Annotated in this window: 9 protein-coding genes; 3 read left to right on the top strand and 6 right to left on the bottom strand. The window is 71.9% G+C overall.

The features are described 5' to 3' along the window. Positions 1-181 precede the first annotated feature (181 nt). The gene (locus FSYMDG_RS28110) at positions 182-733 is read right to left on the bottom strand and encodes a hypothetical protein (protein ID WP_131773903.1); all 552 of its coding nucleotides are present in this window, start codon (positions 731-733) and stop codon (positions 182-184) included. A 388-nt stretch (positions 734-1,121) separates the two neighbouring features. Here FSYMDG_RS28110 and FSYMDG_RS28105 point away from each other — a divergent pair, with 388 nt between their 5' ends. Together FSYMDG_RS28105 and FSYMDG_RS07350 are read left to right on the top strand one after the other, a co-directional pair. Beyond that, positions 1,122-1,745, top strand: coding sequence for a hypothetical protein (locus tag FSYMDG_RS28105; RefSeq protein WP_131773902.1), 624 nt, complete (start codon positions 1,122-1,124; stop codon positions 1,743-1,745). A 173-nt stretch (positions 1,746-1,918) separates the two neighbouring features. Then, the gene (locus tag FSYMDG_RS07350) at positions 1,919-3,670 is read left to right on the top strand and encodes a glycosyltransferase family 4 protein (protein WP_013872930.1); all 1,752 of its coding nucleotides are present in this window, start codon (positions 1,919-1,921) and stop codon (positions 3,668-3,670) included. A gap of 194 nt (positions 3,671-3,864) precedes the next feature. Here FSYMDG_RS07350 and FSYMDG_RS07345 read toward each other — a convergent pair whose 3' ends face one another. Both FSYMDG_RS07345 and FSYMDG_RS07340 read right to left on the bottom strand, forming a co-directional pair. After that, positions 3,865-5,250, bottom strand: coding sequence for a hypothetical protein (locus tag FSYMDG_RS07345; protein WP_131773901.1), 1,386 nt, complete (start codon positions 5,248-5,250; stop codon positions 3,865-3,867). 1,132 nt (positions 5,251-6,382) lie between these two features. After that, positions 6,383-7,399, bottom strand: coding sequence for a dolichyl-phosphate beta-glucosyltransferase (locus FSYMDG_RS07340; protein WP_013872927.1), 1,017 nt, complete (start codon positions 7,397-7,399; stop codon positions 6,383-6,385). Positions 7,400-8,866: 1,467 nt separating this feature from the next. Between FSYMDG_RS07340 and FSYMDG_RS22875 the strand changes: the two genes are divergently transcribed. Next, the gene (locus tag FSYMDG_RS22875; protein WP_013872926.1) at positions 8,867-9,256 is read left to right on the top strand and encodes a hypothetical protein; all 390 of its coding nucleotides are present in this window, start codon (positions 8,867-8,869) and stop codon (positions 9,254-9,256) included. Between the two features lie 10 nt (positions 9,257-9,266). Here FSYMDG_RS22875 and FSYMDG_RS07330 read toward each other — a convergent pair whose 3' ends face one another. The 3 genes from FSYMDG_RS07330 to FSYMDG_RS07320 form a co-directional block, all read right to left on the bottom strand. Continuing rightward, positions 9,267-9,749 carry a ribose-5-phosphate isomerase gene (locus tag FSYMDG_RS07330; RefSeq protein WP_013872925.1) on the bottom strand — a complete coding sequence of 161 codons (483 nt, stop codon included), beginning with the start codon at positions 9,747-9,749 and terminating at the stop codon, positions 9,267-9,269. A gap of 219 nt (positions 9,750-9,968) precedes the next feature. Continuing rightward, complete coding sequence (locus FSYMDG_RS07325) at positions 9,969-10,667, bottom strand: mycothiol-dependent nitroreductase Rv2466c family protein (protein WP_013872924.1); 699 nt, start codon at positions 10,665-10,667, stop codon at positions 9,969-9,971. A 113-nt stretch (positions 10,668-10,780) separates the two neighbouring features. Then, the gene (locus FSYMDG_RS07320) at positions 10,781-12,046 is read right to left on the bottom strand and encodes an AI-2E family transporter (protein ID WP_013872923.1); all 1,266 of its coding nucleotides are present in this window, start codon (positions 12,044-12,046) and stop codon (positions 10,781-10,783) included. Positions 12,047-12,060 lie beyond the last annotated feature (14 nt).

Below are 12,060 nucleotides of genomic sequence, written 5' to 3'. Positions count from 1 at the left end.
GTGTCCGATGACCACATGGCCCCGGTTCGTCAGGATCGGAAAACCGGTCGGGTGACCTACCTTTCGGTTTGGGACCGTTTCAGTGCGGTCTGAAACCATTTCGGCAGGTCTGACGGCACCGGCTCCCCGTCCGGCGGCGCGTCCAGCGATCACATATCAGTCATTGAATAATCACTAGCAGCTACTCGGCGCGGCTGAGGATGAGGGCCTCCGGCTCGCGGACGGGCCCCCTGTCACGCCCTCCCACCAGATCGGCGGGGCCACGGCGGGGCCATCTGCCCGACCGCCGGCCGACAGCCTGTTCCCACCCGCCGGGTCGCCTGCCCAGCCGTGCCCGCGCCCACGGCTCGGCCGCCTGCCCCGGCGGTGTGCCCGCGGCCGTCGCCAGCACGACGGGCGAGTGCGCCCGCACCACCATGAGGCCGGCCAGCAGGGCGGTCACGGCCTGGCAGACGAGCGCCATCGCCGCGGTGGCGACCAGATCCCCGCCGGCCATGATCAGACCACCGCCCGTGAGCATGGTTCCGGCCGCGAGCACACCCACCACGCCGCGGCGGCCCGCGCCCAGCAGGTAGTTGGTGAACAGCAGCGTCACGGCCAGGCAGGTCATGGCAAGCGCCAGCACCCACAGCGCGGGCGCGCCCGCGGTCAGCTTCGGGCCGAAGACCTCCGACAGCAGGAACCGGGCGGCCACCGCGCCGACCGCCACCAGCAGCAGCCCGGGGGCGACCACCCAGCCGACCGCCACCAGCAGCGCCGCCGTGGCGGGCTTCCTGCTGCCGGCGGCGGGCCGCCTCCGGCAGCAGGAAGCCCGCCACGGCCAGCCCGATGAACACCGGTACCTTGCAGGCCGTGGCGATGGCGGCGTACGCCCCGACCGAGTCGGGGTTGAGCCAGCCGACGATGACCACGTCCATGTTCTGCAGCATGGCCAGCGGCACGAGCGCGGCGAGCGCGGTTGTCGTGTCACGCCGCAGGGCGTGCCTGGTCCGCACCGTCGGGACGGGCGGCAGGATGATCGGCCCGGTGGAGCCGATCCGTTCCGGCCCATCGCCACCGTATGTGATCGAATGTCGAACATCTGTTACTTTACGTGATGTTCGTGCGGTGCGTCGACGAGCGTGCTCGGTCGCGAGCGCAACACCGACGATCAGACCGAGGCCCGCGCCGTTGACGCCCAGCCCCGCGAACACCAGACCGACGGTGACGGTGATCCGGGCCACGCCCTCCAGGACGAAGTTGCGGGCCAGGTCCTGATAGGCGCGGCGGGCCTGCAACAGGCCGCGCTCGACCGACAGCGACACCCACACCCCCGCGGCCACGACCGCCTCCGCGATCGCCAGCGGGTGCGGGTAGGACAGCACCGCCGCCGTGGGCCTGGCGGCCAGCAGGCCGAGGACGCAGGCGACGGCCACTCCGACCGCGCAGACACCGCGCAGCCGGCGGATCCAGAACCCCCGCTGATGCCGGGTGTGGCCGGGTGCGGAGGTGTCCCGCTGCACCACGGCGATCTGCAGAGCGGAACCGCCCATCGACAGGATCAGGAAGATTCCGGTCTGGACGACCAGCGCGCCGTAGTTGACGGCGTCGAGCGCCCGTGCGAACACCAGGTTGGCCAGCAGGTTGCCGCCATTGATGGCGACCCCGGCGACCGCGAGCGCCCCAGGCCCCTGGAGAGCTCGCGCGAGCGCCGCGCGTCCGACGTTCGTCACCCATCTCCTCCCGCCCGGCCCCGCTTGCGGTAGCGGGTCCATTTTGCCGCCCTTTGCCGGGCATCGCTGATCCACGGTAAGCCACCGCTCGCGCCCCATCGACGTCCGGTCCCCGCGATCTGACACCATCGTCGCGGGCTGGGGCGAGGACCGCGCCACCGGCGTCAGAAGGTTGACGACAGCCGTCCACTGAAAGGAGTGCGCCAGTGCCCGTGACCGCAGCGCCCGCAGGCAGTCTGAGCAGGCGGATCGACGCGCTCGCCGGCCGTCGTGTGGTGTTCCTCAACTGGCGTGATCTTGACCACCCGCAGGCCGGTGGTGCTGAACTCTACTGCCAGTCGGTGGCCGAGCGCTTCGCCGCGGCCGGCGCCCGAGTGAGCCTGCTCACCGCCCGCCCGGCCGGCCAGACCCGGTCGGCCACCGTCCGCGGCGTCGAGATCCACCGCCGCGGCGGCACGTTCGGAGTGTATCCGGCCGTCCTCGCCCAGCTGCTGCGCGACCGCCGCGGCGTCGACGCGGTGGTGGACTGCCAGAACGGCATCCCGTTCTTCAGCCCCTTGGTGCTGCCCGCCAGCACCGCGGTGATCCAGGTCCTCCACCACGTCCACCAGCGGCAGTTCCCGCTCTACTTCCCGGCGCCGGTGGCCCGGATCGGACAGCTGCTGGAGACGCCGGGAAGCCGCTGGGTGTACGGGCGGCGCCCGGTGGCGGTGGTGTCACCGTCCACCCGGGACGAGGCCCGGGACGTGCTGAAGCTGGCCGGGCCCCGCTTCATCGTGCCCGGCGGCGCCGACAGCCCGCTGCCCGGCCCGGCCCGGCCCGCGTCGCCCCGCCCCGCCGACCGGCCGACCATCGTCTGTGTCGGGCGGCTGGTCCCGCACAAGCGGCTGCACCTGCTCATCGACGCGCTGCCCGCGCTGCGCGCGTCCCATCCCGGCCTGGTCGTGGAGATGGTCGGGGACGGACCCGACCGCGACCGGCTGCTGCAGCACGCCCACGAGCGGGGCGTCGGCGAGGAGGTCCTGCACTGGCACGGGTATGTCGACGCGGCCGAGCGGGACCGGCTGCTGTCGACGGCCTGGCTGACGGTCAACCCCTCCCACGGGGAGGGCTGGGGCCTGTCGGTGCTGGAGGCCAACGCCCACGGCGTGCCGGCGGTCGCCTTCCGCGTCCCCGGGCTACGTGACGCCGTCCGCGACGGGCACACCGGCTGGCTGGTGGACGAGCCCGGCCCGCTCACGGCGACGATCGACGCGGCCCTGTCCACGCTGGCGGACCCGGCCGTGGCGGCGCGCTGGCGTTCCCGGGCGCGGGCGTGGGCCGCGGGCTTCACCTGGGACGCCACCGCCGAACTGCTCGCCCGGGTGGTGACCGCCGAGATGGACCGGCTGGCGGCGGCCCGGGGCCGCGGGAGGCGCTCGGGCCGTGGCCCGCTCGGCGGACAGCCACCGGGTGGGAACGCACCGGCTGGAAGCGCACCGGGCGGAAGCACACCGGGCGGGCCGCTGCCAGGCTGGCGGCGGCTGCCGGGCCGGCGGCCGCGGGGCGGGAGCCCGCTGGACGAATCTGCGTCCCTGAGCGGGCCTGCCTCGGCCGGGCGCCGACGCGGGTCACGCCGCGCGGACGACGTCGTGACCCGCGCGGAGTTCCCGCTGGCGCCCACTCGGCCGCTGCCGACCCTGCGCCGCACTGACCTGGTGTACCGCCTGACCGGGGACGACGCCGTGCCCGACCGACTGGGCGGGCAGGCCGCTGCCGGCCGGGCGGTCGCGGTCCTCTACGGGGCCTCCCCCGCCGACGCCCGCGCCGCGCTCACCCGAGCCGGCGTGACCGGTCAGATCGAGGCACGGGCCGCCACCGGCGAGGATCTGTTGATCGCAGCCACCCGCTGTGCCCTGCCCGACCCGCAGCCCACCAGCGGAACCACCATCACACCCATGATCACCAAAGTAGGCTGATGCCTCTCTGGCAGACGTCTCTGGCAGACGCTTCCCCGAGCTGTAGGTGAAAACCGTCGTGCTAGCAGCGGTTCCCACCTACGGACGTGGAACCCGTAGGTGGGAACCGCTGCGATAGCAACCGAAACCACCTACTGTCTCCTCTTCCGGCCAGTGGCGCCCGCTGCCGGGCAGCACTGCGGACGGTGTCCGTGTCACCCGACCGCGGCAGACTGGGCGGCTGTCTCTGAGGGTGGGAGGCCGGTCAGTTCGTCCAGGGCTGTCCGGTACACCCGCGCGAAGCGACGTACAGCGGCTCGGTCGAACAGGTCACGGTGGTAGCAGAAGGTCAGGCCGAGATCGCGACGGTAGCCGGCGGCGGCTATCACCAGTCCCTGTGGCAGCCCGGCGAACGCCGCGAAGTGCAGTGAGGCGACGTCCGGCCCGGACGTGCCCGACGCCGACGGGTCGGCGAGCCGGCCCAGGTTGGTCACGGTGATCGTCGGCATCAGCAACGGTCGCGCCGTGATCACAGCCAGCCGTAGCAGCGCGTGACGGGCCGGGCCGGGCAGCCAGGCGACACCGCCGATCCTGCCGCCGGTGACCGGCCGCGCCCCGACCGTCCTGCCCGCTGCCTTGCCCACCGCCTTGCCCGCTGCGGTCTGCCGGCGTACCGCGGCAAGCGCGGTGGCGGGATCCTGGCGGTCCCGTGGTGTCGTCACGATCAGAACCTCGCCGGTGTGGTTCCCGATGGCGTCCGTACCACCCGGGGCGCGCTGGCTGATCGGCATGCGTACCCGCACCGTCATGGTGGGCTGCCCGGCCGCGGTGTTCCACCGCTGGACGGCTACCTTCGCGGCGGCCAGCAGGAGATCGTTCACCGTGGCCGGGGCGCCCGCCACCGACGTCCGGACGGATCTCGGGACCGGGACGGTCTCGCAGTACACCCCGTAGGCGGAACTGTGACGATCATCCGTCGCCCGGCCGGGATGAGCCCGCGCGGAACGCGTGCGGCTGCCCGGCCGGCTCCCCGGTGACGGGGCGACTCGGCTGGGCAGCCGCGGCACCGGCAGCCCGAGGACGAGCCGGCGCACCGCGCGGACCTGTGCCGGCCGGACGGGCACCGCGTGCAGGCCCGGCACCGCCTGGCCAGACAGCTCGGACGCACGCGCGCCGGTGGCCTCAGCCAGCCACGCCGGCTCGGTGGGCACGCCGGCCAGCGCCCGGAAAGCGGTGCTGGGGCAGCGCTGAAGGATCGCGCGCAGCAGCATCGCCACGCTCATCCCGTCCAGGGCGGCATGATGCGCGGCAACGGCGACCGCGTCGCCGGCGGGCAGCCGCACGTGCAGGACCCGCAGCGGGCAGGATGCGGTCAGGTCGAACGGATGCGAGCAGATCTCCGCGAACTTCTCCCACACGTCATCGTCACCATCACCTTTTGCCACTGTCAGCACGTCGTCCGGGCTGTGCGGGAACCACCACCGCCGGCCGGACAATCCCGTGCGCATGCGTGCCCGGGCCATCGGGTGACGCAGCAGGACATCGATCACCGCGTCCCGCAGGATGAACGAATCGATGATCTCGCGGGTACGAGCGATCATCCCGACCGAGATCGGCGCGGTCCTGCGGTCAGAGGCGACGATCAGATCTTCCAGTACCGAAAAGCGGCGTTCCCGGACCGGCCGGGCACGCTTGGGAACAGGCCGACCGGTTTCGTCCGGACCAGCTCCGGTGCGGCCGGGAGCGGTCGTCCCGGAACGGTTCTGGACGGAGCCGCTCCGGCGGGAGCCTGCTCGGACCAGGCCGGCCGACACCGGCGCTACGGACGATCCGGTTCGCGGGGCGGGGACCACGGGCGCGGACGGTCCCGGGAGCAACGCGGATCGCCACATTTCGTGGGGGTCGATGTTCACATCCTCCTTCTTCCTGCCCGTCCATCCCGGTCAGGAGAACGGTGCAGCGGCGAATGTCCCCACGACAGATCCCCACGCAGCCCAGTTTCCGACTCGCCGGGACCATTGATGTGATCCAGTCGGAAACAGTGGTGAAGACCTCTTCTGTCGCCGGATTCGCTCCGGTTACCAGTGATTACCGGCGAATGCCCATCGGTGACCGCAGCGCCGAGACGACCACGGACATCGCCGGCGGAAGCCGAATGGGTATCGAGTCGAAACGCCGAGATGTCGAGACGAGAAGCCGCGAGAACAATCATCTGCAGAATAGTACTTGAACGATTTTTTACCCCATGGACGGCGCGGGTTCAGTACGAAGATTCAGCACGAGGCGCCCTGCCGCCCATCGACGGCGCCCGGGCCGACAACAAGAACAACGAAAAAACAACGAAACGGTCGGATGAGGCACCGGACGCGATGGTGGGGCCAGGAGTGCCGGACCAGGGCGGGTCAGGTCAGGACGGAGCGCCGTCCGGCCCAGAAACACCGCTCCACCCGCTGCGGCGCCGACACCGGTCCGCGCGCTTCGCCGCCGCGCGCCACGAGGCCACCCCCATCCGGCCTCATCCGGTCATCCGACACCGAAGCCGAAGCCGCCCGCCGTGCTGGCCGAGCCCGGCGGCAGCGCCAGCGGTGCCGCCGCTCGTCATCCGACACCGAGGCCGAGCGCTCCGCGGCGCCGCTCGCGTCGTCCACCAGGACGGGCCGACGTGAGCGGTCCGTACCGCTTCGGCCCGGGGCCCAGGTGGCGGCCCGCCCGCGACGATGCCTTCAGCTGCCTTCAGACGACCTCGCGGGGAGCCGGCTGGCGGCCCTCCCGGTTCGCCGGGAGCCGGCTGGCGTCCCGGCCAACCGGGAGAATGGCCGGTGAAGTGGGCATCTCCGCCGGAGCGCCGCCGGCCACCAGGGCGCCGGTACCCATACTGATCACCCGGGCGACCGGGGCCTGTGACGGCTGCGTGTCGTCCGTGGCCGCCGGGGCCGTGCTCACGCTGGGGCGCCGGACGACCGCCAGCGGCGTGGGCACCGGCTGGAGAACGACCGACGGCTGTGCCTCGACGGGGCGCAGGCCCAGCGGCGCGGACGTGACCGCGGCCCGCCGTCGGTGGTAGCGCCTGGCCCGCAGCACGTCGACCAGCATCGCCGGGGTGTGCCGGCTCACCCGGAACGTCCCACCGGCCATCTCCGACCAGCGGACGGGCACCTCCGTGATCCGGTAGCCCATCGACCGCGCCAGTGAGAGGACCTCGACGTCGAACCCGAAGCCGGTCGACCTGGCCAGGCTGAACAGCAGTTTCGCCTCGGCGTGGCGGAACGCCTTGAAGCCGCACTGGGTGTCGGCGACGTCCAGCGCCGTGAACGTGCGGGTGATCTGGTTGAACGCCCAGCTGCCCATCCGCCGGCCGTTCGAGCGGACCGTGCTGCCGCCGATGCGGCGTGATCCCAGCGCCACCTCGGCGTCCTGCAGGGCTGCGAGCAGCAACGGGAGATCGTTCACGTCCGAGGCCATGTCGGCGTCCATGAACACGATCGACGTGCCCCGGGCCATCGCGACCCCGGTCCGCACGGCCGCGCCCTTGCCGGAGTTCCAGGGGAGCTTCACGACATGCGATCGCGGGAACCCGCTCAACAGCTGCTGGGCGACCTCGGCGGTGCGGTCCGTACTGCCGTCATCGACAATGATCACTTCCGCGCCGGCGAGCCTGCCCAGCACGGAGGTGAGACGAGGCAGCGACTCCGGGAGCCGGTGCGCCTCGTTGAAGGCGGGGATGACGATACTGACGGGAACGTGGTCCAAGAGTCACTCCCAAGCTGGGTCGGCAGCGACGGAGGCAATTGTGATCGCCTGCCGATCTCGAGGTACTTCGGGCCGCCCGATGCCCGGCCGAAGTGTCGTCGATGCGACATCGCCAAGCCGTCAGGATTTGAGACGCCGTACCGGATGCGTGTCCGGCGGCTAACGACGCACCGACCGGCGGCCGACAGCATGCCAAAACCCCTGGACGGCGCATGACGGGGGCCGGGTGCCGGACCCGCGCCCGGCCCGCTCCGGCGGTCGGCGTCACGGTCCGCGTCCACTCGGAGTGTGAGCGCTCACTGGGACACCTCCGAGAATTCGCCGCGACACCGGATCCGAATACCGTCACTACAACCTCACAATCGGTAGCATCACCATCGGCTTCGCTGTCAGGACACCAGCCCGTGAGCGCGACCGTCCGCCCACGCGGTGGCAGCGCCCACGCGTATGCCCATGGCATCCTCCCGCAGGCACGATCCCCTCCTTCGCCCGCCACCCTGACATCGCCCCGACGCACATCCGACAGTCCACGGTTCGTCACACCACGACCGCTCCTCCCCCGGGCGGGGAGGGCACGGTACCGCCTGGAAAGCCGCGACCCGCGGGGTTGCGCCCCCAACGACGGCCGGGCCGGCGGACGACTTCCGCCGACTTCCGCCGTGACGATCGTCCGTTCGCCCGCTTTCGTATTCGACATTATGCGATCATGAAGCTTCGATCGGTTTCGGCGCGGGCCCGCACTATGTGACCGACGTCCCGGGCCACGTCCGGCCATCCGGTACGCATGAGCCGGACCCGCCGTCACCTCCGAATACGCGAAAAAGCCATAATCATTCATCCTTCGACTGATCCATGATATTCCGCCAATATCAGGCGACAACCAGACGATACCCGCTCCCCGCCGGCACACCCCCGGCCGAGTGGTGACGACCGGCAACCGGGCGGACACCGCACCTCGCGCTTCAGCGGACACGGCAAAGCGGGTGCTCCGCCCATGCGAGCACCCGTCCGACGGCGTCGGGCCGCTCCCGATACTGCTCACGGACACCTCCGGCACCGGATCAGCCGAATGGCGATCCGAGCGGGTCCGTCCCCGGCCTTTCCCAGCTCCGGCGGGCACGGCCGCCGACGGGATTCTCCCGGTACGTCACGGGAGCCGGAGGCGATACCCGATCACGTTTCCCCGCGCACCCGGCGCGCCACCTCCCCGCCCACCGTCGCGCCCCGACATATACCCCGGACAAAAACAGGGAACCCCCGCCGCCAGGAATTCGTCCAGTTCCCCCGACAAACGTCGACGCATCTGCGCTGAAAGTATCGTGGAGGTGAGATCCACCGGTTTCCGCGGGCCCGACGGGGGCACCCGGCGCGGACGGTACACAACGGTCCCCCTGGCCAGGCCGCCCGGGCCGGGGCACCCTGGATCCGGTGGGCGCCCCACATGGGGCGCCACGGGAGGGACAGGTGATGACGCAACGACGTCAGTTCGACGGGCCCGGCCCCGGAGGCGGCCCTGGCAGCGTCTCGTCCGGCGACAGCACGCCCGACAGCGGCAGGTCCGACAGCGGCACGGCCGCGGACGGGCCGGGCCCGCGGCCGACCGCTCCGGACCACCCCGGCAGCGGTCAGCAGAGCCAGCAGGACAAGACCGGCCGCCGCAACACCGGCGATCCCGGCCTGCGCGCGCTGATCGGCGCCGGCCGGTCACGGCTGCCTCCGGGGACGGCGATGCGAGCCCGCGACATCGCCCGCCCCGACCCCGACGACCTGGCCGAGGCCGAGCGCAGCGTTGTCATCCGCCGGCGCCCGTGGACGGATCCGACGGCCACCACCCCCCGGGGGCAGCGTCGACGTTAGAACGTCGGCGTCAGGGAGCCAGCGGCGCCGACGGCACCGGAACCTCACCGGTCCGCTCGTAGGAAGAGATCATCCCGATCCGCCGGACATGACGCTGTTCGGCGCTGAACGACGTCCGCAGGAACGTCTCGACGAAGTCCACGGCCTCGGGGACGGTGTGCAGCCGGGCACCGAGACTGATCACGTTGGCGTCGTTGTGCAGCCGGGCGAGCCGGGCGGTCTCGGTGCTCCAGACCAGCGCCGCGCGCACCCCGGAGACCTTGTTCGCGCAGATGACCTCGCCGTTGCCGGAGCCGCCGAGAACAATGCCGAAGGCGTCCGGCTCGCCCGCGGCCGCCACGGCGGCGGCAAGCACGTACGGCGGGTAGTCGTCGTCCGGGTCGTAGGTGGCAGGCCCGTGGTCGACCGGGGTGTGCCCCTGCTCGGTCAGCCACGTGATCAACGAGGCCTTCAGGTGGAAGCCCGCGTGGTCGGAACCAAGATGAACGCGCATGGGTGGAAATGATGCCCGCCCCCTGCGCTGCCCATGCCGGCTCCCCTCGAAAAGGAGGACAACGCACCCATCGGGCCGGGCTCCCATCCGGATCGGGCCTCGCCCGGCGCGGTCCGGCCGGACCGCCGGCACCGCCCGGTCGAACACGGGTACCGCCCGGCCGAACGGTTGACGTACCGCCCGGTCGAACGGTCGGGTGCCGCTCAGTCGAGCGGGGGCTCAGTCGAAGATGGGCGGGAGGTCCCGGGTGCGCTTGAGCTCGTAGAAGCCGGGCGTGCCGGCGACGAGCAGCACCCCGTCCCAGAGCCGCCCGGCGGCCTCGCCCTTCGGCGACGGGGTGACGACCGGGCCGAAGAAAGCCGTGTCCCCCACCGCGATCACCGGGGTTCCGACGTCCATGCCCACCCGGTCCATGCCGTCGTGGTGGCTGGCCCGCACCGCCTCGTCGAACTCGTCCGAGGTGGCCGCGTCCACGAGGTCCGTGGGCAGCCCGGCCTCGGTCAGCGCGGCGGCGAAGGTGTCGGCGTCCCACTCCGCCTTCTCCAGGTGACGACGCCGGCCCAGCGCCGTGTACAGCGGGAGCAGCACCTCGTCACCGTGGCGTGCCGCGGCGGCGGCACTGATCCGCACCGGCCCCCACGCGCGCTTCATCCCCTCCCGGTACCGCTGCGGGAGGTCCTCCCGGCCCTCGTTGAGAACGGCGAGGCTCATCACGTGCCAGCTGAACCGCACCGGCCGTACCTGTTCGACGTTCAGCGCCCAGCGCGACGTCAGCCACGCCCACGGGCAGCTCGGGTCGAACCAGAAACCGGCCTGTGCGGGAGCGGACGGGTCGGGAGAGCCGGCAGGCCCCGGTTGCGCTCCGGAGGCAGGTGACGGGCGTGTGGACACGGTCTCGATCCCGGGCTGTGTGGTCACAAGTCACTCCTGATCACCAGAAACGGGCACGCCGGCAGGACGATCATGGGTGCCGCGCCGCCGGAAGGCCCGGGTTCATCGGTCACTCAGGCCCAACCACCAGGGGCGGGTGGCTACTTCCCGGATCGGGCGAGATAGCTCGCGACCCTGTTGACCACCGCCACGAACGGCACGGCGGCGACCGCTCCGGGGATGCCGGCAAGCACCCCGCCCGCGGACAGCGAGACGACGATCGCCAGCGGATGCAGCCGCACCGCCCGCCGCATGACCAGCGGCTGGAGCAGATGGCCTTCGATCTGCTGCACGGCGAGCACCACGCCGAGGATGACCAGCGCGGGTACCAGGCCGTTGGAGACGAGCGTGACCAGGATGGCCGCCACGCCCGCCACCGTCGCGCCGACGATCGGGATGAACCCGCCGAGAAAGGTCAGCAGTGCCAGCGGCGCGACCAGGGGAACCCCGACGACCAGCAGGCCGATGGTGATGCCGATCGCGTCCACCAGCGCGACGAACATCGTCCCGCGGATGTATCCGGTGACGGTCGCCCACGCCTCCTTCCCCGCGCCCCGGACCCGTTCCTCGGTGCCAGGGGGGAAACGGGTCACGATCCAGTCCCAGATCCGGTCACCGTCGTGGACGAAGAAGAAGGTCGCGAACAGGGTGAGCAGGATGCCGGTGAGCACCTCCGCGGCGACCGTGGCGCCGGAGAGCACACCGGAGACCAGCCGTCCCCGGTTGTTCGCCAACGTCCTGGTGATGTCGTTGGTGAGATCGTCCAACTGGCTCTGCGACAGGTGCAGCGGGCCGTCCCGCAGATAGTCGCGGACCTGCTCCACACCCTGGCTGACCTGGTCGGAAAGGCTCGGGAACTCGTTGGCCGCGTTGAAGCCGACGCCCACTCCGGCGCCCGCCACCAGAATCAGGAAGCCGAAGACGGTCACGAAGGACGACACCAGCTTGGGCACCCCGTGCCGGCGCAGCCGCATCGCCGTCGGGTAGATCAGGGCGCTGACGAGCAGACCGGCGATCACCGGGATCACCACGACGCGGACGCGCCCGATGACGATCATGAATATGTAGATCGCCACGCCGATGACGAGCAGGCGCCACGACCATCCGGCGGCCACCCGCAGGGATACCGGTACGTGCGGATCACCCGTTCCGGCCGGGGCGGCGGTTCCCGCCGCCGGGGCGTCCGCCTGTGGCGCCGGCGGGGCGTCCGTTCGTGGCGGGGTGCCGGGTCCCGCGGCCGGGGCGGGATGGCCGCCTGGCGGGACGGCCGGGCCCGGCGCCGCGACGTCCGCCGCCGCGCCGGCGGGGACAGTGCTGGACTGGGCGGCGGCGTCCGACGGCACCGCGTCCGGACCCGGACTGTTCACGGACTCCGTCTCCT

This window comes from Candidatus Protofrankia datiscae (genome assembly GCF_000177615.2).
Taxonomy (GTDB): Bacteria; Actinomycetota; Actinomycetes; order Frankiales; family Frankiaceae; genus Protofrankia; species Protofrankia coriariae.
The sequence above is the reverse complement of the archived record's forward strand: the minus strand, read 5'-3'. Positions and strand labels throughout refer to the sequence as shown.